Consider the following 23,864-nt stretch of genomic DNA (forward strand, 5'->3'; position numbering starts at 1 on the left):
CCCCGTCTGACCCGGCATCAGAACCGATCTTAGCGCCGCCCCGTGGCCCGCAGGGGTGCAGGTTCAGCCATACGCCGCGAGGAAGCACGCGGACGTCAGAACGTCATAGTTCCTGTCATTGACGTCCTTTATCGTGGCGGCCAATGCGGGCACACAGGCGACAAAGGCGTTCTCCGCGTTGACGAAGGCGGCGACAGCGGTCGTGTTGCAGATGATGATCCGCGTCGTCGTGGCCGCGTAACCCCACTGCGTGAGCGTGCTGATGCAGGAGTTCGGGTTGGCGTCGGGCTTCACCTGCGCCGCGGGCGCGCCGGCAGGGGCCGTGGCGGCGGAGGCGGCAGGCGCCATCGCCAGACCACAGCCCGCGAGAGCGACCGCGGACAGCGAGGCGGCGGCGAGGCGGCGGCCGGAGAGCGGCTTTCTCATCTGTTACCCCGTTTCGTGGGAAAAGGTGCTGATGGTACGGACGGTGTCCGTCACCAGCCGGACGACGGCCTTGGACAGGGGACTTCCTTCGACGGTGGGCTTTCGTCGACAGGGGGACTCAGGTGGCCACGTCGAAGACGAGCCACGCCTGGTATCCCGAGTCCTGGGACGTTCCATTGCACGGATAGCCGCGCAGGCCGTACTGGAGGGAGAGATCGGCGCACATGTTGGCGTGGTCTTCCTGGTACCGCCCGTTCTGGAGCACGACCTGGGTGATGCCGTGAGCCTGGCGGGTGACGAGCCGCCACTCCTGCCATCCCCCGGTGTAGCTGGTGTTGTAGCAGGGGAAACCGCGCAATCCGTATTCCTGGGAGTAGTCGAGGCAGTTGCCGCTGCCCACGTTCTCCAGGTTCGCCCAGCCGTTGGCGTTGATGACGACCTGCCACCGGTACGACGTGTCGTAGAGATCGCACGGAGCGTTGCGGACCCAGTCGACCGGATGCCCGTGATAGGTGGTCAACTCGCGGGAGTCCTGCATGCAGGTGTTGCCCGCGTCCGGAGACAACGATTCGAGCCGGTAGATGTGGCCGGTCTGCCACGACCAGGCGGGCGCGGCGTCGGCGGATCCCGTGGTGGCCATCGGGAAGCGCCGCTGATGTCGCCGCGTGCGGCGCGCCGGACCCGGACCGGGACCCGGCGCCGGACCCCTGGCCGATGTCGGACCCCTGGCCGGTGCCGGACCCAGCCGCGGCCCCGGGCCTCAGGGTTCGACGAGGCCGGCCCGGATCGCGTACCGGGTGAGGTCGATCCGGTCGCGCATGCCGAGCTTCTGGAGGATGTTCGCCCGGTGCCGGTCGACGGTCTTCACGCTGATCACCAGCGTCTCGGCGATCTCCTTCGCCGAATTCCCCTCGGCGATCAGCTTGGTGACCTCCTCCTCCCGCGGCGTGAGGATGCTCTCCGGCAGCTTCTCGCCCTGCCTGGCCCGATGCAGGTAGTCCCGGATCAGCGCGGTGATCGCGCCGGGATAGAGGAACGGCTCGCCGCGCATCGCCGACCTGACCGCCTCCAGCAGGTCCCGGTCGGCGACCGACTTGAGCACGTATCCGGACGCGCCGGCCCGGAGCGCCTCGAAGAAGTACTGCTCGTTGTCGTGCATCGAGAGCATCAGGATGCGTACGCCGGGGGCTCGCCGGGAGATCTCACGGGCCGCTTGCAGGCCGGTCATCCGCGGCATCGCGATGTCCAGAATCGCCAGGTCGATCTCGGACCCGCGGATCATCTCCACCGCTTCCGCCCCGTCGGCGGCCTCGGCGACCACCGTCATGTCGGGCTCGGCGTCGAGAATCAGTCGCAGGCCCCGCCGGACCAGTGCGTGGTCGTCCGCCAGCATGATCCGGGTCTTGGTCGTGGACACGCTTACCCCCGCTTCCTCTCCGCCGCCGACGGAATCGGGCCGTCGGCGGGAACGGTCAGCCGGACCTCGGTGCCGGTGCCGGGCACGGCGGTGATGGACAGCCGCGCGTCGATCAGCAGCGCCCGTTCCCGCATTCCCCGGATGCCGGCGCCCTCCCGGCTCACCTCGCCGAGGCCGTCGTCGGCGACCCGCAACACGACCGTGTCCGCCTCGGGCCGCAGCGACAGCTCGACCCGGCCGGCCCCGGCGTGCCGGGCCACGTTGGTCAGGCTCTCCTGGGCGATCCGGTAGATCACCAGTTCCTTCTCCGTGCTCAGCGCGGGCAGGTCCGGCTTCGCCCGCCGTACCACCGGCACCCCGCTGACCTGCGAGAACTCCGTCGCCAGCGCGTTCATCGCGCTGAGCAGCCCGAGATCCTCCAGCACGTCCGGGCGGAGCCTGCGGGCCACCCGTCCCACCTCGTCGAGGCTGGACCGCACCGTCTCCTGCACGGCGTGCAGGTCGTCGCGCAGGTCGTCCGGGGCCCGGTCCACGGCCCGCTTGAGGCCGAGCAAGACCACCGTGAGACTCTGCCCGATCTCGTCGTGCAGTTCCCGCGCGATCCGCTGCCGCTCCGCCTCCTGGGCGGCGAGCGCGTCCGCGCTGCTGGCGCTGCGTTCGGCCCCCAGCCGGTCCAGCATCGCGTTGAAGGTCGCGATCAGGTCCGCCAGGTCACCGTTGCCGGAGTCCGCCAGCCGGTCCCCGCCGCGCAGCAGGTCCACCCGGCGCATCAGCGCGGTCAGCGCTTCGAGCGGGGCCAGGCTGGCCCGCAACAGCAGGGCGTTCACCGTCAGGATGAGCGCCAGTCCGACGATCAGCACCGGGATCTCGGCCAGCCGTACCCGTGAGGAGACGGTGGCCGGTGAGAGCGCGAGCACGAGCGTACCGATCGTGAAGACCAGGCCGTTCAGCACGACCAGACGGCGGAACAACGCCTGGGCAGGTGCCCTGCGGTCGGGCTCGTCCCGGCGCCCGTCCTTGCCCCGGCGGTCGGGCTCGTCCCGGCGCCCGTCCTTGCCTCGGCGGTCGGGCTCGTCCCGGCGCCCGTCCTTGCCTCGGCGGTCGGCCTCTTCTCGGCGTCCGTCCTTGCCTCGGCGGTCGGCTTCTTCTCGGTGCCCGGGCTCCTCTCGGCGGCCGGGCTCGGGGATGGCTGCCCGGTCAGCGGAATTGGTCACCGTGCCAGCCTCGCTCGGGAGCGGCCCGTTTGTCCATCGGGTCGCTCACCCATCCACAACCCCTTTCACCTGCATGTTCCGCGCGGGCAGAGATGGGTGTCGGACCCCATGGCCGGGCCGGCCGAATTCCCGAAACGTAGAGGGGGACCAGCCTCCCTTGCTCGAATGACCCGAAGGAGCCCTCAGTGGAGATCACCCGCACCAGTGTTTTCGGCGTCGGCGTCGTCAACCACTTCTCGACCCGTGAAGGGCAGCGCTTCGGCGTACTTGTGCATCAGTCCGGACGCCGATCGCTGCTCTGCTACGGCGCGGGCGATCCGGACGTACCGGTCAACCAGATCGAACTGGACCTCGACGAGGCCGACCAGGTCGCCGAGGTGCTGCACAGCGTCTCGGTCGCCGACCGGCTGGCGAGCCTGGAACGCCGGCTCGCCGAGCTCCAGGGCGGGTTCGCGTGATCAGGACGTATCCGAAGGTTGGTCCAGGCCAGGGGAGTTGGTGGAATGCAGGCACAGCAGATCGCCGTGACCGTACCGACGGTGACCGTTCGGGACTCCGTGGCCCACGCGGTCCGGTTGATGGCGCTACGCCGGTTGCCCGGCATGATCGTGGTGGACGACCGGGGCCGACCGCGTACGGTGCTGCCGGGCACGCAGGTGCTGCGGATGGCGGTGCCCGACAGCTACCGGGCGGACCGGGCGTTGGCCCGGGCCATCGACGAGGCGCACGCGGATCACTACTGGGACGAACTCGGCGACCTGACCGTGGGCGACTGCCTGCACCAGGGGCTGGCCCGGGTGGTCACGGTCGGCCTGGACGGGACGCTGCTGGAAGTGGCCGCCCTGATGGCCGGGCAGCGCAGCCCGCTGGTGGCGGTGGTCGACCACGCCGGTGTGCTGGTCGGGGCGATCACGCTGGAGCGGGTGATCGCCGAATTCGCGGTGGCCCACCCGGACGTCTGATCGCGCCCGGACGTCTGCTCCCGCCGGGACGGCTGAATGCGGCCGGACGTCCCATGGCGCCGGGACGGCTGATCCCGTCGTGCGGCGGCGCGAGCCGGTCGGGGGGTGACCGGTGAGCGCCGTCGTCGCGCTGGCCATCTTCTCGGTGGCGTTCTTCTTCATCGCCACCGAGAAGGTCGACAAGGTCAAAGTCGTACTGGTCGCGGCCGCCGTGATGCTGGTGTTCGGCCTCGCGCCCGGAGCCGAGGTGTGGTTCTCCCAGCACGCCGGGGTCGACTGGGAGGTCATCCTCCTGCTGCTCGGGATGATGATCATCGTCGGGGTGCTGAAGCAGACCGGCCTCTTCGACTACCTCGCCATCTGGTCCGCGAAGCGGTCGGGCGGCCGGCCGTACCGGCTGATGGTCATGCTGATGCTGATCACCGCTGTCGCGTCGCCGTTCCTGGACAACGTCACCACGATCATGCTGGTCGCCCCGGTGACCGTGGTGGTCTGCAACCGGCTGCACATTCCCGCGCAGCCGTACCTGATCGCGGAGATCCTGGCCTCCAACATCGGCGGCGCCGCGACCCTGATCGGCGATCCGCCGAACATCATCATCGGCAGCCGCGCCGGGCTGACCTTCACGGACTTCCTGGTGCACATGGCGCCGATCGTCGTCGTGATCTTCGCGGTCTTCGTGCTCTTCACCCGGGTGCTGTTCCGCAAGTCGTTCCGGTACAACCCGGAGCACGTCAACGCTGTCCTGGCGTTGCAGGAGCGGCGGGCGATCACGGACGTACGGCTGCTGGTGCGCTGCCTGGCCGTACTCGCGCTGGTGGTGGTCGCCTTCTCGCTGCACTCCGTGCTGCACCTCGACCCGTCGGTGGTGGCGCTGGTCGGCGCCGGGCTGATGCTGCTGGTCTCCCGGATGGACGTCACCGAGGTGCTCAACGAGGTCGAGTGGCCCACCCTGGTCTTCTTCATGGGCCTGTTCGTGATGGTCGCCGGTCTGGGGCACACCGGGGTGATCAGCACGTTCGGCGATTGGGTGGTCGGCCAGGTGGACGGCAACTTCTTCGGCGCCGCGACCGCCCTGCTGTTCGGTTCGGCGATCCTGGGGGCCTTCTTCGACAACATCCCGTACGTCGCCTCCATGGCCCCGGTGGTCGAAGGGCTGGTGGCCGAGGCGCCCGACGAGCGCACCGGTCAGGCGATCTGGTGGGCCTTCGCCCTCGGCGCGGACTTCGGCGGCAACGGCACGGCGGTGGCGGCCAGCGCCAACGTGGTGGCGATCGGCATCGCCGCCCGCAGCGGCCACCGCATCTCGTTCTGGCAGTTCACCCGTTACGGCATCATCGTGACGACCATGAGCTGCGTGATCGCCTGGCTCTACATCTGGCTCCGCTACTTCCTCTGAGCGGGCCGAGGCTTCTCTGAGCAGGCCGCATTCCCTCCGAGCGAGCCCGCCGACCGGGCAGGACATCCCGTCCTGCCCGGTCGGCGCGCTGCCGCGCGGCCGACCGACCGCGGCCTCACCTCGCCCCGGCGTCTCGCGCCCCGGTGTCACCGGCAGCCCCTCCCGCCATCCTCCGACGCCCCTGACGCATCACTGAACTCACTTCTTTTCAGGCTGAGTTACGGAAATTTCTTTCACTTGCCCGGCTTATTGCGCGACTGTGTCGCCGAACCTACGATCGGTGGCGCGCGGAGACCCCGCCCCGTCCCACGGATGCTGCTTCCGGCTCGTTCCGCTCCCCCCGCCCACCGAAGGGACAACGACCTGTGAGAAAGCTCCGTCTGACCGCCGCCGCGTGTACCGCGGCCCTGGCCGCCCTGCTGGTACCGGGCGCCGCCACCGCGTCCGCGAGCACCACGGACTGGCCCAGCGGCTGCCAGTACTACACCGACTTCGACTTCATCTACGGCCAGCTCTCGATCTACAACAGCAAGGTCTGCAACGGCGTCAGCCAGCCCGCCTACGCCGTGATCGAGAAGGTCAGCAGTACGGGCACGATCACCGCGGTGGCGTACGGCGTCGGCATCGTCCGCTACACCTGCCAGGGCACCGCCGTGAACACCTTCCGCTTCGACGGTGACCTCAGCCACCAGGTGACCCTGACCCCGGGGGCGCTTCCCTGCGGCTGACCACCGCGCACCCGTCCGCCGCCTCCCCCTCCGGCCGACGGTGAAGACGGGTCCTGTCACGGCGGTGGCAGGACCCGTCCACCGGCGGGCGCCCGCGCGGAGCCGGTGATCCCACGGGCTCACAGGCCGTGGCAGACGTGCGGGGCCGCCGACGGCCTGCCATGATCCGCAGGAAGAGGCAGCGCGTCGCCGAATCCGCGTTGCCCGTCGCGGGGCGGGAGGCTCGAATGACACGCGGAGCGAGTGAGGGCGCCGTCGACGTGGTGGTCGTCGGCGCGGGTGTGGCGGGGCTGGCCTGCGCGCAGGACCTGGTGGCCGCGGGGCTGCGCGTGCGAGTGCTGGAAGCGTCGGACGCGGCGGGCGGCAGGATGCGTACCGACGTACGCGACGGGTTCCGCTTCGACCGCGGCTTCCAGGTGGTCAACACCTCCTACCCGCAGTTGCGCCGTCGCCTGCGGCTGAGCGAGCTGCGCCTGCGGCCGTTCACGCCCGGCCTTCTGGTGCACACCCCCCAGGGGAAGCTCCGCCTGGGCGACCCGACGCGTCACCCGCGGATGGCGGCCGACCTGCGGCCCGGGCGGTTGGCCACGCTGCGTGATCTCGCCGGACTCGCCATGATGAGCGGCCGCGACCTGCTGGCGCCGCCCCGCGTCCTCAAACACCAGACGGACCGCACGACCCGCACCGCGCTCGCGCAGGCGGGCATCGGCGACGAACTGGTCGAAACCCTGTTCCGCCCGTTCCTGTCGGGAGTCTTCCTGGAGGACGAGCTGGAGACCTCCAGCCGGTTCTTCCACCTGGTGTGGCGCTCCATGCTGCGCGGCACGCTGTGCCTGCCCGCTCGGGGAGTCGCCGCGGTGCCCGAGCTGATGGCGGCCACGCTGCCGGACGGCACCGTCGCCTTCGACGTCCCCGTGGAACGGCTCACCGACGACGGGGTGCTGACGGCCCGCGGTGACGAACTGGCCGCGCCCGCGGTGGTCGTCGCCGCCGGCCCGGCCGCCGCGGCCTCACTCGTACCCGGCCTGCGCGTGCCGGCGACGCGATCGGTCACCACGTACTACCACGCGGCTCCTGAACGACCGCGGGCCGAACCGACGCTCATCGTGGACACCGCACGGCGCGTGCTCAACACCGTCGTGCTCAGCGAGGTCAGTCCCACCTACGCGCCGCCCGGCCGGGCCCTGGTCTCCACCTCCGTGCTCGGAGTCGACGAGACCGAGGGCGGCGAGGCGGAGGTGCGCCGGGTACTGGCCGAGCTCTACGAGACCGACACCACGACGTGGGAGCCGGTGGCCGCCTACCGCGTCGCCGAAGCGCTGCCCGCCATGCCGCCGCCGTGGCCGCTCAGCCGTACCACGCGGGTCTCGCCCGGCCGCTACGTCTGCGGCGATCACCGGGCCACCGGCTCGGTCCAGGGGGCGATGGCCTCAGGCGCCCGCGCGGCTCGCGAGCTGCTCGCCGATCGCTGAGGCCGTGCGGGCGTTGAAGCCGTCCGGGCGGGCGAGTCCGGGCCGGAGGTGTGGGCGCGGGGCGGGCGGGCACGCGACCGTCTGAGTACGCGTCACCGGCGAGCAGATGCCGCGACGGCATTCTCGTCACTCGGGGCGCGACGTTTCCGATGGAGGAGCCGCGACATGAGGGACAACATCTGGGGCTATCAGCACACCACCGGCCATACGGCGGGGACCGACCTGATCGGTTACCAGGTCGAGGCGACGGACGGTCACATCGGCAAGGTCGACAAGCACTCCGACGACTTCGACTCGGCGTATCTGGTCGTCGATACCGGCGTGTGGATCTTCGGCAAGCACGTACTGCTCCCCGCGGGCACCGTACGGTCGATCGACACGGCGGACCAGAAGATCTTCGTCGATCTCACGAAGGACCAGATCAAGAGCTCCCCGGAGTTCGTCGTGGACGAGCACACCGGTGATACCCACTACCGCGAGCTGGTGGCTCGGTACTACGAGAACCACTACAACATCTGACCCGCCGTCGGGGCGGCGGGGCCGGGCGGGGCGACCGCGGCCGTCCATCCCCGGTCGAGCAGGAGCATCGCCTGGTCGATCGCGGCGACGGGATCGGGACGGGAACCGGCGAAGGCGAGGGTTTCCAAGGTGAAGCGGGCGTAGGCGGCGCAGAGCAGGTCGTCGTGGGGGCGGCCGGTCTGCTCGGCGAGGGCGACGGCCAGGGCGTTCTCGTGGCGCAGGGTCATCGCGCGCGCGTACTCGCGCAGGGCCGGGGTCTGCCGGACGAGCTCCTGGAGGTCGGCGAAGCGCGGGTCACGCGTGTGGGGTGAGGTGGCGAAGCCCGTGAAGTGCGCGCGCAGGGCCTCGGGGATCGTCCGGTCCGCGGGGCGGTCGGTCACCGCGGCGACCAGGCGGGCCTCGTTCCCGGCGTCCTCGTCGAAGACCAGGGCCTCCTTGCCGCCGGGAAAGTAGTTGAACACCGTCGACACCGACACATCGGCGGACTCGGCGATCTCGCGGACGCTCACCTGGTCGTATCCGCGCTCCAGGAACAGCCGCAGCGCGGCGTCGGCGATCGCCTGCCGGGTGGCGGCCTTCTTGCGTTCGCGCCTTCCGGCGGGGGCGGCCCGGTCGGTGGTGTCGTCCATGCGCCGACCGTACCCCGAAAGTTGTCATCGCACCATTATTGGAGTCGTTGTATGTTTGGAGGCGTTCGAATAATGTGACGGCGCTGGACCTGCCTGCGGCATCGGGCCGCGGCCGTCCGGCGTCGGCGAGAGGAACCACCCATGAACCCCACGAACCCCGTAGCACCGGCCCAAGCCAGGATCAGCGTCATCGGCGCGGGACCCGGCGGCCTGACCTGCGCCCGCATCCTCCAGCGGCGCGGCCTCGCCGTCACCGTCTACGACCGCGAAGCCGGTCCCGACGTCCGCGACCAGGGCGGCTCCCTGGACCTGCACGCCGACAACGGCCAGATCGCCCTGCGCGAGGCCGGTCTGCTGGAGGAGTTCTTCGCGCTGTCCCGGCCCGAGGGCCAGGAGATGCGGCTGCTGGACCCGGATGGCACGATCACCGTCCGGCACGTCCCGGAAGCCGACGAGCTGTTCAAGCCGGAGATCGACCGCGGGGTGCTGCGCGACCTGCTCCTGCGGTCGGTCGAACCGGGAACGATCCGATGGGGAAAGGGACTTGAGTCCGTCGGCGGTCCCGCCGAGGGACCGCGGCTGCTGCGCTTCACCGACGGCACCACCGTGGAGACCGACCTGGTCATCGGCGCCGACGGCGCCTCGTCACGCGTACGCCCGGCCGTCTCGCCCGCCGTCCCCGCGTACACGGGGGTGAGCTTCCTGGAGGCCTGGTTCGACGACGTCGACAACAGCCACCCCGAGATCGCCGAACTGGTCGGCCAGGGCATGGCCCACGCGGGCGACGGCGAACGCGCGCTGGTGGCCCAGCGCAACGGCGGCGACCACATCCGCGTCTACATCGTCCAGCAGGTCCCGGCCGACTGGATCAGCCGCGGCGGCCTGGCCGCCGACGACACCGACGCCGTCCGCGCCCTGCTCCAGGAGCGGTTCGCCCACTGGTCGGCACCCATGCGCCGGCTCATCACCGACAACGACGGCCCCTACGTCCAGCGGCCGATCTTCGCCCTGCCGGTCCCGCACACCTGGGAGCCGCACCCCACCGTGACACTCCTGGGCGACGCCGCCCACCTCATGCCCCCGCTGGGCGTCGGCGTCAACCTCGCCATGCTCGACGCCGGTGAACTCGCCGTCGCCCTGGCCACCGAGGCCACCGTCGCCGACGCCGTCCGCGCCTACGAGAGCACCATGCTCCCCCGCTCCACCGAGACCGCCGAACTCCTCGACGGCGCCGTCGCGGACCTCCTCACCCCCGACCTCCCCGACTTCGCCGACGCCCCCGCAAGGCCCTGATCCCGCAGGGACCTCTTACGGCCCTGAGCCGCGAGGGCGGATTCCGTCATACGAACCCCGGCGCTCCGTCGGTGGCGGGACGGAGCGCCGCGGGCCCCGGTCAGCAGGTCGTGAAGGCGACGCGGGCGTTGTCGTAGGAGCAGACGTCGAGAACGAGGCCGGGCACCCCCCTTGCGGGCCCGGCCGACCCGTACTTCACCAGATAACGGAGCGCACCGTCAGCCCTTTGTGCAAACCGGACGCACCGTTACTCTCGGGCGCGGGAAGCGGGCGGGCGGGCGGCTGTGACGGCGGACACAGGAACTCGGCCGGTGCTGCGGAGAGTAATGAGTGTGACGCAAACAGAACCAGCGGAGCCGTTGCGTGGGCGGATCCGTGCCGGAGACCGTTCCGCGTTCGCCGAGCTGTACGAACAGAGCGCGCGGGCGGTCTACAACCATGCGCTGCGGCTGACCGGGAGTTGGCCGGAGGCCGAGGACGTGATGTCCGAGACCTTCCTGGCCGCCTGGCGCGGGCGGGAGACCGTGGAGCCGGAGGGCGGGTCCCTCACGCCATGGCTCCTGGGCATCGCCACGCACAAGGCGCACAACGCCAACCGCGGACGGTGGCGCAGGCTCGCCTTCCTCGCGCGCAGCCCGGAGCCCCGCGCGGTCGAGGACTTCGCGGAAGAGGCGATCGGCCGGATCGACGACGCGCGACGGCTGGCCGCCGTCCACGAGACGCTGCGCCGACTGCGCCGCCAGGACAGGGAGGTGATCGCCCTGTGCGTGGCGGCCGGGCTGGACTACCGGCAAGCCGCCGAGGCACTGGGCATCCCGGTCGGCACCGTGCGCTCGCGGCTCTCGCGCGCCCGCAAGCGACTGGCCGAGCTGAGCGCCGTACCGGCACGCGACACGGCGGGGGAACCGGACCGCGTTCCCGGAGAGAAAGACGGCGAGGCCGTGTTCGCGGCGCTCTTCTTGCAGGAGGAAACCCGATGAAGGCTGACAACGCGCCCGCCACCGTCCCGGCCGAGGCGGAAGAACTGCTGGCCGCCTCGGCCGCCTGGGACCACCTTTCGCCGAGCCGCCATCGGCACCTCAAGGACGTTCTGATGCGGCGGATCGACCAGGACCTCGCCCGCGGGACCCGTACGACGGCGATGGCGACGACGACGATGGTGGCGACGGCGGTCTCGCGGCGCCGCCGCTGGCAACCGCGTCCGATGATGGTGCTTCCCGTGGCGGCCGCACTTACCGCTGTGCTCGTCGTCACCGCGTCCGGCGGCGGACACACCCCTGGGCACTTCCCCGCGGCCCCTCCGGCGCACTACAACAGCGCGTCCGCCACGCTCAGCCGCATCGCCGCCGTCGCCATGACGGGCAACGTGACGCCGGTGAAGGACGACCAGCTCGTGTATGTCGAGACGCTGACCCGGGGGAACAAGGGCGCGTTCGGCGGCCAGGTCCGGCTCGGCGCGCTGCACAAGCAGGAGTACTGGACCGTCCAGCGCCCCGGCCCCATGACGGAGGAGGGCTGGATCCGTGAATCGGGGAAGGACGCGGTGATGCCGGGGCTGGGGCCCATGGTGGCCACCTCGCCCGTGTACGCGGGACTTGACCACCCCACCTACAAGTGGCTGGCCACGCTGCCCACGGACCCCGAGGCGCTGCGCGCGCTGCTCTACGCCGAGACCGAGCCGTGGGGCACCTCCTCGCTGGACGAGACCGTCTTCTCGAACATCGGCGGGATGCTGAGCACGGCGATCATGCCCCCGGCCACCGCGTCCGCGCTGTACCAGGTCGTGGAGAAGATCCCCGGCGTCCGCGTGGTGCCCGACGCCGTCGACGCGGCGGGCCGGCACGGCTTCGGCATCACTCGCCACGACCCCGGCGCCGCCACCCGCGACACGTGGATCTTCGACAAGGCCACGCTCACGTATCTGGGCTCGCGGTCCTACATGATCGGTCACCAGGGCGACGGCACCGCCGTCGAGACGTTGTACGGCGTGAATGCCGTCATGCGGCGCGGCGTGGTCGACCGCCCTGGTGAGGTGCCCGCGAGCGTCGAGGGCTGACGACGGGCGGGCCGGCCGCCGTAGCCGGACGGTGGTCGGACGAGTTGCCGTACGAAGTGCTGGACGTATTGCCGTACGAAGTGCCGGACGTAGTGCCGGACGTAGTGCCGGACGTATTGCCGGATGAGACCGGCACGACAGTGGAGAGCGCACCATGAAACGCAGAGTCCTCGGCGGTACGGGTATGTCGGTGAGCGAATTCGCCCTCGGGACGATGATGCTCGGCGCGATGGGCAACACCGACCACGGCGAGTCCGTGGCGATGATCCACACCGCGCTGGACGCAGGCATCAACTTCATCGACACCGCGGACGTCTATTCCGCGGGCGAGAGCGAGGAGATCGTCGGCAAGGCGCTGAAGGGGCGGCGTGACGAGGTCGTCCTCGCCACCAAATTCGGGCTGCCGATCGGATCGGACGACAACCGGCGGGGCGGATCGCGCAGGTGGATCACCCAGGCGGTGGAGGGGAGCCTGCGCCGTCTCGGCACCGACCGCATCGACCTCTACCAGATGCACCGCTGGGATCCGTTCACCGACCTCGACGAGACGCTTTCCGCGCTCTCGGACCTGATCCGGGCCGGGAAAGTACGGGCGATCGGCTCGTCGCTGTTCCACCCGGAGCAGACGGTCGAGGCGCAGTGGGCCGCCGAGCGCGGCCACCACCACCGCTTCCGGTCCGAGCAGCCGCCGTACAACGTCCTGCTGCGCGGCGTCGAGGCCACCACCCTGCCGACCGCCCAGCGATACGGCATGGGCGTCCTCACCTTCGGCCCGCTCGGATCCGGCTGGCTCTCCGGCCGCGCCGATCCCACCGCCGGTCACCGCAACGCGGGAGCTGCCACGCCCCTGTTCGACCAGGCGGAACCGGGGAACCGGGCCAAGGCGGAGGCCGTCGGAGAGCTCACCGAACTGGCCGCCGAAGCGGGGCTGAAACTCGCCCATCTGGCCACCGCGTTCGTGCTGACCCACCCGGCGGTCACCTCGGTCCTGCTCGGTCCGCGCACCCCCGCGCAGCTCACCGATCTTCTGGCCGGCGCCGATGTCGCACTCAGCGACGACGTACTGGACCGCATCGACGAGATCGTCCCGCCGGGGGTCAACCTCAACCAGAAGGACATCCTCTTCCTGCCCTCCACCCTCGGCGACAAGCACACCCGCCGACGCCCCCGCTGACGCCGCCCCAGGACGAGTTGCCCCGACGACGGGCTCGGTCCCCTCCAGGTGCGCGGGGACCAGCTTGGGGCTGTTTCCTCCAGGGACGACCGATGACCCCGGGGGCCCAGCGGCACACCGGGATGGGGTCCGTACGGGCAGTGACCTGTACGGGCCACGATCTTTCGGAGGGGGCCGCACCGGCACCGGGCTTGACATCGTGACGACGCGTTCGCGCGATCCTCGGGGGTAGACGACTGTCGTTGTGGCGACGGCAGTTGGGGGCGCGGATGAGCAGCGAGTACCGCCAGGACGGGGATGTGGACTGGGATGGTGAACGCCGTTGGTACGACCGCCTGTGGGTGCGTGTCGGGACGGCAGTGGCCTTCCTCGCGGTGATGTACGCCGCGCTGTGGTTCTGGCTGGGCTTCAACTTCGGCGGTTTCGCGGGAGGCTTGGGCGCCGCCACGGCGGGCTTGTGGCGGCAACGGACCTTCCGGCGACACCTCGCCCAGGAGGCCGGAATCCGGCCCCGGCAGATCCCGGTGATCGCCCGCCGCCTGCGCAAGGGACGCGTTCCCGCGGACCCGGCCGTACGGCACGCCATGACCGTCCTTCTGCGACGCCAACGCAAGGCGGCGCGCAGCGGCCTTCGGTGGCTGCCCTGGCTCGCCGGGTTCTATCTCGTCCTCGGTGCCATCTTCCTGATCGTGGGTACCACCGGCTTCGGTGTCTTCTGCCTGACGATCGGCGTCCTCCTCGCCGCCGCCCGGGCCGCCCACAGCCGCACAACCAGACGCCTCGACCGAGCCGAAGCCCGACTCATCCCTCCGCCGCCCCCTCCCGCCACCATGGCTCGCGGCTGACGGTGACACTCTCCGTCGCGCATGGTCGCCTTCAACGAGGTGCGTCGATCCGTCAGGGGTCGGGTGGGGAATTCTGGGATGCGGCCTCCGCTCGTCGGAGCTCTGGAGATGTGTCGGCGCCGCGTAATGCGGAGATTGGGAGGCGTTGTGCTCGAATTGCTAGATGTGGTCCTGGAAACAGTGTTTGCGAAAGAAGCTCCGGACGGCGTCGTGCCGGTTTTGGCTCAAGGTGAGAGTGATACGCCCATATTGCTCTCAAACGGTACCGGCTACGATTTTTGGCGTTGGGACCCTCGCACCGGTGAAATGCTCTGGAGGTTTGCGGGTGAGGATCTGATATCGACGCTTGCGGTGGCCACCCCGACGAATGGTGATGCCGTCGTCGCGGTGGCCACGGATATCGGGGTAGTGCGGGTTGACGCTGCAAGTGGCAGGCCCGTGCCCGTTGGCGCGATGGCTGAGTTTGATGACACCGCTTGGGACGTCACCAGTGGGCCGCTGCCCGGTGGGCGAGCGTTCATCGCTGTTGCCGCGCAGTGTGAGCCGTTCATCCACTATTGGGACGCGACTACCGGCGAAGCGTTGAGCCCTCAACTGACGGGGCCGGATTATCCGCTGAAGACCATCACGTCACTGTCGCTCAAGGACGGCACGGTCCTCATCGCGGCGGAGGACGAGGCTGGAGTTGTGTATCGGTGGGTCGCCTCGACCGGCGAGCCATTCGGATCACATATTCATGGTTTCGGCGAATACAACATGAGGATGACCGCGCTGACGCATCCCGACGGCCGGGCTGTCCTGGCGTCACTCGACATGAATGGAAACTTGTCTCGGTATAACGGGGTGACTGGTGAGCCGCTGGGTCCTGCTTTGTCGATGGGCTCGGACGTCGGTGCCATCGCTGCGGGCTGTTTGAATGAGTCCGCGCTTCTGTTCGTGTCTTCCGGTGCGGGCCCTGTGCACATTCTCGATGCCTTCACGGGTGAAGCCGCCTATGCACCGATCCCGGGTAACAACCCAGCGGTTCTCGAGTGTTCTGACGGCGCTATCCTGTTGGCTACGGTTCACGCATCCGACGACTATGCAACGGTGAGCCGATTGACTCACCCTTCCGGCTAGCTTGGCCACTGCGGGCGGCCCGCCGAAGTCGGCGGAACCGCCATGGGCCGGTGCTGGTCTTGGAGCCGCCCGGGAATGGATCTTCGCCCACCTGAGGCACCTGAGGTACCTGAGGTGAGCCGAGGAGGCTGCGCCGATCCGGTCGCGCGTCCGCTCGCCGGGCATCTTGCGGGTCCTCGTCCACGCCGCCGCCCGTGCGCTGTCGTCCGCTGGGCCCACGTGCGTCCCCAAGGTTCCACAGGCCGTCCAGTTCGCTTGCCTCCGGTGAGGCGCGTCCGGGCCGGCCTCTTCCTGTCTGCGGGGGCTTTCGGTTCGGAGGGGGTGGGTGCGGCGGGGTGGGATTGGATACGACCGGTGGTTCGTACCAGGGGGAGGGCGGGGGTCGGGGGGAATCGCGGGGGAGTTGGGGTCGACGGGGGCGGCGGCGCGGGGTGTGCGGGTGGGGCGAGGGGAAATTTGCTGGTCACCTCGGGGTAATACCAGTGGTTTGCTTAGGTTATCGAGCTGTAATACCAGAGGGTTGACCACTGGTTGATACCAGATCTAGCTTGAGGCAACTCACCCCGCTACACATGGCTCAGAGGTGGACGAAACTCTCATGAACGTTACTTCTCATTCACACCGCCGACGCATGGCCGTTGCGGGGGTGGCTGTAGTTGGAGCCCTCATGCTGGCCTCGTGCTCGTCGGACACATCCGACGCGACCTCCGGCTCGACCGGCGGCTCCGGCGGCGGCAAGGCCAAGGACAAGCCGATCGTGGCGCTGCTGCTCCCGGAGAACGCGACCGCCCGGTACGAGGCGCGGGACAAGCCGACCTTCGAGAAGCAGCTCGCGGAGAGCTGCCCCAAGTGTCAGCTCCGCTACTACAACGCGGCCGGGGACGCGAGCAAGCAGCTCAGCCAGGCCGAGTCCGCGCTGACCGAAGGGGCCAGCGTGCTGGTGATCGACCCCGTCGACTCCAAGGCCGCCGGGGCCGTGGTCGCCAGCGCCCGCAGGCAGGGCGCGAAGGTCATGAGCTACGACCGCGTCATCTACAACGCGGCCGTGGACTACGGGGTGAAGTTCGACAACGTCCAGCAGGGCGCCGTCGGCATGCAGTCCCTGCTCGACAAGCTGAAGAAGGACGGCAAGACCTCCGGCAACGTCGTCATGATGAACGGCGACCCCGTCGACTCGGGAGCCAAGCCGGAGAAGGACGGCGCGCACAGCGTCATCGACAAGTCCGGCTTCACCGTCGCCGCCGAGTACGACACCAAGGGCTGGTCGGCGGCCAACGCGCAGAACCAGATGCAGCAGGCCATCACCAAGCTCGGCGCGTCCAAGATCGCCGGTGTCTACGCGGGCAACGACGGCATGGCCACCGGTGTCGTCGCCGCGCTGAAGAGCGCGGGCATCAAGCCGATGCCGCCCGTCACGGGCCTCGACACGCAGCTCGACGCCATCCAGAACATGGTCGCGGGCGACCTGTACGAGAGCACGTACCTGCCGGTCGAGACCGAGGCGCGGATCGGCGCCAAGGCCGCCGCCGCCCTCGCCACCGGGCAGAAGCCCTCCGGCGAACTGCTCAACGGCACCATCGACGACGGTGCGGGCAAGGTGCCCGCCTACCTGCTCGAATCCATCGCCGTGACGATGGAGAACATGAAGGAAATCCTGCTCGACAGCGGCTATCTGACCGTCGATCAGATCTGCACGGCCAACTACAAGAAGGCGTGCGTCGAGGCGGGACTCATCAAGTGACCTCCTTCTCCACCGGCGATGCCGCCCAGGTCGTCGCAGTCGACCTGGGCGGGACCACCGCCCGCGCGGCGCTCGTCGACCGCGGCGGAACCGTGACCGCCAGGCTCAAGGAGCCCGTCCGGCACGACGCGGCGCACGAGCAGGTCGCCGATCTCATGACGCGGATCGCGGCCGGTACGGACGCCGTCTCGGCGGTCGTCGGACTGCCGGGACGGGTGGACCACGTCGAGGGCCGTCTGCACGTGGCGCGCAATCTGCCGTCCACCGACCTCGGCCGCCTGTCGGCCGCGTACCTCTCCGAGGCCACCGGACTCGCCGTCGAGCTGGCCGGTGACGCCGAGTTGGCCGCGATCGGCGAGGCGTACTTCGGCGCCGGGTCCACCGCGGGGACGACGGCCTATCTGACCCTCTCGACAGGGATCGGCGCGGCGGTGGTGAGCGACGGCCGCGTGCTGTCCGGACGCGTGTCGGGGTTCCAGATCGGATTCCTGCACCTGCTCGGCGCCGGGCGCCCCATGATCGAGGACCTCGGCTCGGGACAGCGCGTACGCGAGGCCGGGCGTGAACTGGGCAGGGACGTCGACTACCGCGCCCTGACCGAACTCGCCTCAAGCGACGGCGCCCCCGGCGCCGACCCCGTACCGACCGCGCCCCACCCCCGCGCCCTGGCCGCCGCCGCCCTCACCGACATCGCCGACGCGGCGGCCGCCGCCGCGATCCTCCTGTGCCACGTCGTCTCACCCGACGTACTGGTCGTCGGCGGCGGCCTCGCCCGCGCGGCCGGCGCCCAGCTCCTCGACGAGCTCGGCCGCCGCATCAGCGACACCGCGCGCTCGCACGTCTCCTGGGACGTCGACGTACGCGCCGCCGTGTGCGGCGACGACGCCGGTCTCGTCGGCGTCGGCGCGTGGCACCTCGCCCAACCGATCGCGGTCGCCACCGCGGCGGACCGACTCGGCATGAAAGGAGACCGCCGATGACAACGACCGTTGACAGGGCGGCCGACCGGGCGGGAGAACGCCCGCCGCCCGTGCTGGAACTCGAACACATCAGCAAGAGCTTCGGCGCCGTTCAGGCGCTCAGCGACGTCAGCATGACCGTCGCCGCGGGAGAGGTCGTCGCGCTCGTCGGCGACAACGGCGCGGGCAAGTCCACCCTGATCAAGACGATCGCCGGTACGCACCCCCGCGACGGCGGCACCATGGCGGTGAACGGCGAGCCGGTCTCCCCGCGCAAGCCCACGGACTCCACCCGCCTCGGCATCGCGACGGTGTACCAGGACCTCGCGCTGTGCGACAACCTCGACATCGTCGCCAACCTCTTCCTCGGCCGCGAGAAGCACCACGGCGGCTTCCTGAGCGCGCTCGACATGGAAGAGGTCGCCGTCGGGCTGCTCAAGCGGCTCTCGGTCAAGATCAAGGACCTGCGCGCGCCCGTCTCCTCGCTCTCCGGCGGGCAGCGCCAGTCGGTGGCCATCGCGCGGTCCCTGCTCGGCGACCCGCGGCTGGTCATCCTGGACGAGCCCACCGCGGCGCTCGGCGTCGAGCAGACCGCCGAAGTGCTCGAACTCATCGAGCGGCTGCGGAGCGAAGGGCACGCCGTCCTCATGGTGAGCCACAACCTGGCCGACGTCTTCGACGTGGCGGACCGCATCGTCTGCCTGCGGCTCGGGCGCAGCGTCACCGAGTTCCCCGTCGAGGGGACCACAGAAGAACAGGTCGTCGCCGCCATCACCGGCGTCGCCGACAGCAGTGCCCAAAAGCGCCGGACGCTGCGCCGCGACCGGGCTCAGGAAGGATGACCGTGACCACCAACACCGCAACCGCCCCCGCCGGGCAGAGCGTGCTGCCGCCAGGACCGCCGGCGCAGGAGAACTGGGTGCGCGAGCGCGTCCAGCGCCTGCGTACCGGCGACTTCGGGGCGCTGCCCGTCATCCTCGGCCTCGTCGTCATCTCGCTGGTCTTCCAGATCGCCAACCAGCGGTTCCTCTCGCCGCAGAACCTCTCCAACCTGAGCCTGCAGATCGCCTCGACCGGCGTCATCGCGCTGGGCATCGTGTTCGTCCTGATCATCGGCGAGATCGACCTGTCCGCCGGATCGGTGAGCGGGATCACCTCCGCCTCCATGGTGGTGCTGAGCATCAACCAGGGCTGGCCGCCGGTCCTCGCGATCGTCCTGGCCGTCGTGTTCGGCGCCGCGATCGGCCTGTTCCACGGCTTCATCTTCACCAAGCTCGGCGTTCCGTCGTTCGTGCTGACCCTGGGCGGCCTGCTCGCCTGGCAGGGCGGCCAACTCCTCGTCCTGGGCAACCAGGGCACGATCAACATCCCCTACGACGGCACCATCGCCTCGCTCGCCAACACCACGCTCCCCGCGTGGATCGGATACGTGATCGCCGCTGTCTACGCGGGCGCGGCCTTCGGCGGGACGGTCCTCACCGCGAGACGGCGACGCGAACGCGGCCTGACCGTACGGCCGCTCACCGGGGGCCTGGTGCGCGCCGGAGTGATCACGGTCCTGATCGTCGCGGCGACGACCGTCTTCGCGCGGTGGCACGGCATACCCCTGTCGCTGATCATCTTCGTCGGACTCGTGGTTCTGGTCGACCTGCTGCTGCGCGGCACGACCTTCGGCCGCAAGCTGTTCGCCGTCGGCGGCAACGCCGAGGCGGCCCGGCGCGCGGGCATCCAGGTCGGCACCGTCAAGGTCATCGCCTTCACGATCGCCTCGTCGCTCGCCGCCTTCGGCGGTGTGCTCGCGGCCTCACGCCTGTTCGCGGTCAACCAGGCCAGCGGCGGCAGCGACATCCTGCTCAACGCGATCGCCGCCGCGGTCATCGGCGGCACCAGCCTGTTCGGCGGACGCGGCACCGCGTACTCCGCACTGCTCGGCATGCTCGTCATCGGAGCGGTGTCCAACGGCATGGATCTGCTGAACCAGACCTCCGCCGTCAAGTACGTGATCACCGGCGCCGTACTCGTGGCCGCCGTGGTGATCGATTCCCTGGCACGACGAGGAAGGGCGGCCAGCGGCCGATGAGTGTCAACGCGTTTCTGCGCCAGGGGTTCATCCCCTTCGACGAGGGCGTGCTGAGCCAGACCAGCCGGCTCACCGAGGTCGCACCGGTGCTGCGCGAGCGGGCGCTCGCCGCGGCGGGTGCGGTCGGCCGCCCCGACCAGGCCACGTTCATCGGCATCGGCGCGAGCCTCGCGGCGCTCGCCGCACCGGTCGCCCACCTGTCGGCGCGCGGCATCCCCAGCGTCCGGCTCAACGCGGCGCAGGCGGGGCCGTTCGACGAGAGCACCACGCTCGTCGCGCTGTCCCAGTCGGGCCGCAGCCGCGAGACGGTCGACGTGATGCGCGCGGCCACCGGCCGCAAGCTCGCGGTCGTCAACGTCACCGACTCGCCGATGGCCGCCGCCGCCGACTCGGTGCTGACCCTCGGCGACCTGCCCGACAGCCTCGCCTCGACGATCGGGTTCACCGCCTCCGCGATGGCCGTCTCCATGCTCGCCGAGACCTGGACCGACGGCGAACCGTCGCCGACGTGGCTCAGCCTGGGGGAGCGGCTCGCCGGGTTCCTCGACGCGACCTCCGCGCAGGCCGAGGAGATCGCGGACCGGCTGTCGGCCGCGTCGATCATCGACCTGGTGGCGCCCGCGGACCAGTACGGGGTCGCCGAGAGCGGCGCGCTGCTGCTGCGCGAGGTGACGCGGGTCCCCGCGGCGTCGTTCGAGACGCGGCAGTACCTGCACGGGCTGATGGAGTCCACCCACCCCTCGACGCTGCACATCGTTCTCGACGGTCCCGACGACGGGCAGATCCTGCGCGCCCTCGGCTCGCTCGGCCGTCAGATCGTCGAACTGCGGACGGGCGCTCCCGTCGTCCACGGCGAGCGGACCCTGGTCGTGCCGGTCGAGGCGCACAACCCCCTGGAGATACCGGTGTTCGTGGCGGCGCTGCTGCAACAGGTGGCGCTGCGCTCGGCGCGGGCGCGGGGGATCGATCCGGACGAGTTCCTCTTCCTCGACACCGGAACCAAACTCGACGACGGCGAATAGCCCGGCCGGGCGGCCGTACGAGGGCGGTACGGCCGCCCTCGCACCGTGCGACACGGGCTGCTGATTACGTTCATTCCCACCAACTCCACGAGACACAATCGGGGTCATGTCTACTTCGCCAGCACTGCACCGCAAGGTGGCGCAGCACCTCAGGGAACGCATCGAATCGGGTGTGATCGAGCCCGGTTCGAGACTGCCTTCCGAGCGGGTTCTCGCTGAGCAGTTCGACGTCAGCCGGGTCACCGTCCGTCAGGCACTGAAGGATCTGGAGGCGGCCGGCCTGGTCACCGTCGTCATGGGCGCCCGGTGGGTGCGCGGGCAGACGCCCGCCCCGGCCCCGGCCCGGCCCGCGGACCAGGACGAGGCGGAGTCGATCGAGGAGGGCGCCACCGGCCTGGTGAGCTTCTCCGACCTCGCGGAGGCGAACGGCCTGACCTCCAGCTCGAAAGTGCTGAAGTGCCTGACCCGCGCCAGCTCGCTCGACGAGGCGGACCTGCTGGGTGTCGCCCCTGGCGCACCCATCGTCGACCTGGTCCGGCTGCGGTATCTCGACGGCATCCCGACCCTGATCGACTTCTCGCTCATCCCTGAGCAGTTGGCGCCGGGCCTCGGCGACCACGATTTCACCACCGCTTCCCTGTACTCCACGCTCTCCGACGAGTACGGCCTGCACGCGGTCAGAGCCGACTGCGTCATCGAGGCGCGCGGGGCCACCGCCGACATCGCCGAGAACCTGGGCCTTGCTCCGGGCGACCCCGTCCTGGGGATCGTCCAGACCACGTTCGACGAGAACCGCCGGGTCGTGCAGTGGTGCCGCAGCGTCTACCGCGGTGACCGTTACCGCTTCCGCGCCGCCCTCCAGGGCCAGGCCGGCCGCGCGCACCGCCATCAATCCGCCGCAGAGCCGACCGGCCGCGGCCCAGCCCCCCATATAGCGAGGTTGTATCCATGAGAATTTCCGCACGCGGCGCCGTCGTCGCAGGCGCCTGGGTGAAGGGCGACGTCGAGGTCGACGGCGGACGGCTGGTACGCACCGGCCTGCCCTCGACCGGCACGGGGTACGTCCTGCCCGGCCTGGTCGACCTCCAGGTCAACGGTTACGGCGGGGTCGACTTCAACGCGGCCACGGCCGAGGAGTTCGAGCGGGCGCTCGCCGCCCTCACCCGCGACGGCGTCTTCCACGTACAGCCCACCGTCATCACCGACTCCGAGGAGAACGTGGTCCGGCAGCTCGGCGTGCTGGACAAGCTCCAGGCGTCCTCGCCTCCCGGCGCGAAGGTCGTCGGCGTCCACGCCGAGGGCCCGTTCCTGTCGCCGCACCACCGGGGCGTGCACCGGCCCGAGTACCTCCGCGACCCCGACATCGGCATCGTGCGACGCTTCCTCGACGCCGGGCCGCTGCGTACGATCACCGTCGCTCCCGAACTGCCGGGCGCGCCGGAGCTGATCGCCTGGGCCGCGGGCCAGGGGGTCATCGTGCAGGCCGGGCACTCGGGCGCCGACGCGGCGACCGCGTACGCCGGTTTCGACGCGGGAGCCCGCGCGGTCACGCACCTGTTCAACGGGATGATCGCGTTCAGCCACCGCGCGCCCGGCATCGCGGGCGCCACGCTCAACCGGGAGGAGGTCGCCATCCAGCTCATCGCCGACGACATCCATCTCGCGCGGGAGACCTCGCTGTTCGCGCTCAAGGCCGCCGAGCACCGCATCATGCTCGTCACCGACGCCGCGTCGCCCGCGGGGGCCGGTGACGGTGTCTTCACCGTGGGCGGTTTCACCGTCGAGGTCACCGACGGTGTGCCGCGCCTGCCCGACGGCACCCTCGCCGGCAGTACGGTGACGCTGCTCCAGCAGGTACGCAAGCTGGTCGAGCACGACTGGCCCGTCGACCGGGCGGTGAACCTGGCCAGCCGAGCGCCCGCCCGCTTCTACGGGCTCACCGGCGCGGGGGAACTCACCCTCGGCGGCCCGGCCGACCTGATCGTCACCGACGAGGACGTCGCCGTCGAGCGCGTCCTGGTCGCAGGAGAGGAGTTCGCGGCGTGAACATCCTTCCTCGCGGCCTGATCGTCTCGCTCACCCCGTCGCCCCAGTCGCCCTGGCAGAACATCGACGACGTCGTCCGGCTCGCCGCCGCCGCGCAGGCCGGTGGCGCCGTCGCCGTGAAAATGGACGGCCCGGACGCCGTACGCGCGGTGAAGCGCGCGCTCCCCGGCTTCCCCGTGCTCGCCGTGAGCATCGACGGCTCGCACGGCGGGGTCGTCCGCATCACGCCGACGCTCGACCACGCCGCCGCCCTGGTGGACGCCGGGGCCGACGTCGTGGAACTGGAAGCGGACGCGGCGGCGCGCCGACACGACGGCCAGGACCTGGCCGAACTCGTCGCGTCCTTCGTCGCGCTGGGCAAACCGGTCAAGGCGGGCGTGCCGGGGATCGACGACGCACGCACCGCCGTGGAGGCGGGCGCCGCGATCGTCAGTTCGTCCACGATGGGCTACCCCGCCAAGGCGAACTCCGGGCCCCTGCCCGACCTGGGACTTGTGGCCACCCTCGTCGCAGGCGCCGGGGTGCCGGTCGTCGCCGAGCGCGGCTACTCCACGCCGGACGACGTACGCGCGGCCCTGGCCGCGGGCGCGCACGCCGTCGTGGTCGGCTCGGCCATCGTCGACCCCGTCTGGCTGACCGCCCGCTTCGCGGGCGCGGCCTAGGTGTAGTGACCTGGAGGGTTGTTGACGCGGGTGATGGGTGGCTGGCCGCCGAGTGCGGTGTGGGTGCGGTGGTGGTTGTAGGTGTGGAGGAAGTCTGCCAG

Annotated in this window: 25 protein-coding genes and 1 pseudogene; 20 read left to right on the plus strand and 6 right to left on the minus strand. The window is 70.4% G+C overall.

The window, feature by feature from the left end; all coding sequences use genetic code 11:
* Nucleotides 1-63 precede the first annotated feature (63 nt).
* The 4 genes from ACZ4EF_RS32605 to ACZ4EF_RS32620 form a co-directional block, all read right to left on the minus strand.
* Nucleotides 64-426, minus strand: coding sequence for a hypothetical protein (locus tag ACZ4EF_RS32605; RefSeq protein WP_467507736.1), 363 nt, complete (start codon nucleotides 424-426; stop codon nucleotides 64-66).
* A gap of 118 nt (nucleotides 427-544) precedes the next feature.
* A complete protein-coding gene (locus ACZ4EF_RS32610; protein ID WP_391162999.1) occupies nucleotides 545-1,066 on the minus strand; it encodes a hypothetical protein in 522 nt (173 codons plus the stop codon).
* Between the two features lie 120 nt (nucleotides 1,067-1,186).
* Nucleotides 1,187-1,819, minus strand: a complete 633-nt coding sequence (locus ACZ4EF_RS32615; protein ID WP_188280250.1) for a response regulator — start codon at nucleotides 1,817-1,819, stop codon at nucleotides 1,187-1,189.
* A gap of 26 nt (nucleotides 1,820-1,845) precedes the next feature.
* Nucleotides 1,846-2,793, minus strand: coding sequence for a HAMP domain-containing sensor histidine kinase (locus ACZ4EF_RS32620; protein ID WP_401856479.1), 948 nt, complete (start codon nucleotides 2,791-2,793; stop codon nucleotides 1,846-1,848).
* Between the two features lie 449 nt (nucleotides 2,794-3,242).
* Here ACZ4EF_RS32620 and ACZ4EF_RS32625 point away from each other — a divergent pair, with 449 nt between their 5' ends.
* From ACZ4EF_RS32625 to ACZ4EF_RS32650, 6 genes are all read left to right on the plus strand, one after another.
* Entirely contained in the window at nucleotides 3,243-3,515 is a 273-nt protein-coding gene (locus ACZ4EF_RS32625) for a cation:proton antiporter regulatory subunit (RefSeq protein WP_188280217.1), read from the plus strand.
* A gap of 45 nt (nucleotides 3,516-3,560) precedes the next feature.
* Complete coding sequence (locus ACZ4EF_RS32630; protein WP_355342569.1) at nucleotides 3,561-4,019, plus strand: CBS domain-containing protein; 459 nt, start codon at nucleotides 3,561-3,563, stop codon at nucleotides 4,017-4,019.
* A gap of 112 nt (nucleotides 4,020-4,131) precedes the next feature.
* Nucleotides 4,132-5,418 carry an ArsB/NhaD family transporter gene (locus ACZ4EF_RS32635; RefSeq protein WP_355342566.1) on the plus strand — a complete coding sequence of 429 codons (1,287 nt, stop codon included), beginning with the start codon at nucleotides 4,132-4,134 and terminating at the stop codon, nucleotides 5,416-5,418.
* 365 nt (nucleotides 5,419-5,783) lie between these two features.
* Complete coding sequence (locus tag ACZ4EF_RS32640; protein ID WP_355342563.1) at nucleotides 5,784-6,146, plus strand: hypothetical protein; 363 nt, start codon at nucleotides 5,784-5,786, stop codon at nucleotides 6,144-6,146.
* A 227-nt stretch (nucleotides 6,147-6,373) separates the two neighbouring features.
* Nucleotides 6,374-7,618 carry an NAD(P)/FAD-dependent oxidoreductase gene (locus tag ACZ4EF_RS32645; RefSeq protein WP_467507738.1) on the plus strand — a complete coding sequence of 415 codons (1,245 nt, stop codon included), beginning with the start codon at nucleotides 6,374-6,376 and terminating at the stop codon, nucleotides 7,616-7,618.
* A 165-nt stretch (nucleotides 7,619-7,783) separates the two neighbouring features.
* The gene (locus ACZ4EF_RS32650) at nucleotides 7,784-8,137 is read left to right on the plus strand and encodes a PRC-barrel domain-containing protein (protein WP_355342557.1); all 354 of its coding nucleotides are present in this window, start codon (nucleotides 7,784-7,786) and stop codon (nucleotides 8,135-8,137) included.
* Here the strand turns inward: ACZ4EF_RS32650 and ACZ4EF_RS32655 are convergent.
* On the minus strand, nucleotides 8,125-8,766 hold the full coding sequence (locus ACZ4EF_RS32655) for a TetR/AcrR family transcriptional regulator (RefSeq protein WP_467507740.1): 642 nt from the start codon (nucleotides 8,764-8,766) through the stop codon (nucleotides 8,125-8,127). The two genes, ACZ4EF_RS32650 and ACZ4EF_RS32655, sit on opposite strands and share 13 nt — an antisense overlap.
* A 141-nt stretch (nucleotides 8,767-8,907) precedes the next feature.
* On the opposite strand from ACZ4EF_RS32655, the gene ACZ4EF_RS32660 reads away from it, so the two are divergent.
* The 14 genes from ACZ4EF_RS32660 to ACZ4EF_RS32725 all read left to right on the plus strand — a co-directional run bounded on the left by ACZ4EF_RS32660 (nucleotide 8,908) and on the right by ACZ4EF_RS32725 (nucleotide 23,763).
* The gene (locus ACZ4EF_RS32660) at nucleotides 8,908-10,059 is read left to right on the plus strand and encodes an FAD-dependent oxidoreductase (RefSeq protein WP_467507742.1); all 1,152 of its coding nucleotides are present in this window, start codon (nucleotides 8,908-8,910) and stop codon (nucleotides 10,057-10,059) included.
* A gap of 326 nt (nucleotides 10,060-10,385) precedes the next feature.
* Nucleotides 10,386-11,039: an RNA polymerase sigma factor gene (locus ACZ4EF_RS32665; protein WP_355342550.1), complete on the plus strand. Its 654-nt coding sequence runs from the start codon at nucleotides 10,386-10,388 to the stop codon at nucleotides 11,037-11,039.
* Nucleotides 11,036-12,115, plus strand: a complete 1,080-nt coding sequence (locus tag ACZ4EF_RS32670; RefSeq protein ID WP_467507744.1) for a CU044_5270 family protein — start codon at nucleotides 11,036-11,038, stop codon at nucleotides 12,113-12,115. Before ACZ4EF_RS32665 ends, ACZ4EF_RS32670 begins: the two co-directional genes overlap by 4 nt.
* 154 nt (nucleotides 12,116-12,269) lie before the next feature.
* Nucleotides 12,270-13,289: an aldo/keto reductase gene (locus tag ACZ4EF_RS32675; protein ID WP_401856423.1), complete on the plus strand. Its 1,020-nt coding sequence runs from the start codon at nucleotides 12,270-12,272 to the stop codon at nucleotides 13,287-13,289.
* Nucleotides 13,290-13,558: 269 nt separating this feature from the next.
* Nucleotides 13,559-14,134 carry a hypothetical protein gene (locus ACZ4EF_RS32680; protein WP_401308691.1) on the plus strand — a complete coding sequence of 192 codons (576 nt, stop codon included), beginning with the start codon at nucleotides 13,559-13,561 and terminating at the stop codon, nucleotides 14,132-14,134.
* A gap of 147 nt (nucleotides 14,135-14,281) precedes the next feature.
* Entirely contained in the window at nucleotides 14,282-15,253 is a 972-nt protein-coding gene (locus ACZ4EF_RS32685) for an outer membrane protein assembly factor BamB family protein (RefSeq protein ID WP_467507747.1), read from the plus strand.
* Between the two features lie 667 nt (nucleotides 15,254-15,920).
* On the plus strand, nucleotides 15,921-16,994 hold the full coding sequence (locus ACZ4EF_RS32690) for a substrate-binding domain-containing protein (protein ID WP_366823751.1): 1,074 nt from the start codon (nucleotides 15,921-15,923) through the stop codon (nucleotides 16,992-16,994).
* Complete coding sequence (locus ACZ4EF_RS32695) at nucleotides 16,991-17,974, plus strand: ROK family protein (protein ID WP_467507749.1); 984 nt, start codon at nucleotides 16,991-16,993, stop codon at nucleotides 17,972-17,974. Before ACZ4EF_RS32690 ends, ACZ4EF_RS32695 begins: the two co-directional genes overlap by 4 nt.
* The gene (locus ACZ4EF_RS32700) at nucleotides 17,971-18,795 is read left to right on the plus strand and encodes an ATP-binding cassette domain-containing protein (RefSeq protein WP_188280229.1); all 825 of its coding nucleotides are present in this window, start codon (nucleotides 17,971-17,973) and stop codon (nucleotides 18,793-18,795) included. The genes ACZ4EF_RS32695 and ACZ4EF_RS32700 overlap by 4 nt, the downstream gene beginning before the upstream one ends.
* Nucleotides 18,792-20,033: a sugar ABC transporter permease gene (locus ACZ4EF_RS32705; protein WP_391046090.1), complete on the plus strand. Its 1,242-nt coding sequence runs from the start codon at nucleotides 18,792-18,794 to the stop codon at nucleotides 20,031-20,033. Before ACZ4EF_RS32700 ends, ACZ4EF_RS32705 begins: the two co-directional genes overlap by 4 nt.
* Entirely contained in the window at nucleotides 20,030-21,055 is a 1,026-nt protein-coding gene (locus ACZ4EF_RS32710; protein ID WP_467507751.1) for an SIS domain-containing protein, read from the plus strand. The genes ACZ4EF_RS32705 and ACZ4EF_RS32710 overlap by 4 nt, the downstream gene beginning before the upstream one ends.
* 106 nt (nucleotides 21,056-21,161) lie before the next feature.
* On the plus strand, nucleotides 21,162-22,007 hold the full coding sequence (locus ACZ4EF_RS32715; RefSeq protein ID WP_355342525.1) for a GntR family transcriptional regulator: 846 nt from the start codon (nucleotides 21,162-21,164) through the stop codon (nucleotides 22,005-22,007).
* Nucleotides 22,004-23,101: an N-acetylglucosamine-6-phosphate deacetylase gene (nagA, locus tag ACZ4EF_RS32720; RefSeq protein ID WP_402711515.1), complete on the plus strand. Its 1,098-nt coding sequence runs from the start codon at nucleotides 22,004-22,006 to the stop codon at nucleotides 23,099-23,101. Before ACZ4EF_RS32715 ends, nagA begins: the two co-directional genes overlap by 4 nt.
* Nucleotides 23,098-23,763: an N-acetylmannosamine-6-phosphate 2-epimerase gene (locus ACZ4EF_RS32725; protein WP_401719060.1), complete on the plus strand. Its 666-nt coding sequence runs from the start codon at nucleotides 23,098-23,100 to the stop codon at nucleotides 23,761-23,763. The genes nagA and ACZ4EF_RS32725 overlap by 4 nt, the downstream gene beginning before the upstream one ends.
* Here ACZ4EF_RS32725 and ACZ4EF_RS32730 read toward each other — a convergent pair.
* Nucleotides 23,760-23,864: pseudogene (locus ACZ4EF_RS32730) on the minus strand (IS481 family transposase); the annotation flags it as partial. The gene ACZ4EF_RS32725 and the pseudogene ACZ4EF_RS32730 sit on opposite strands and share 4 nt — an antisense overlap.

This window comes from Streptomyces sp. NPDC025721 (assembly GCF_055558595.1).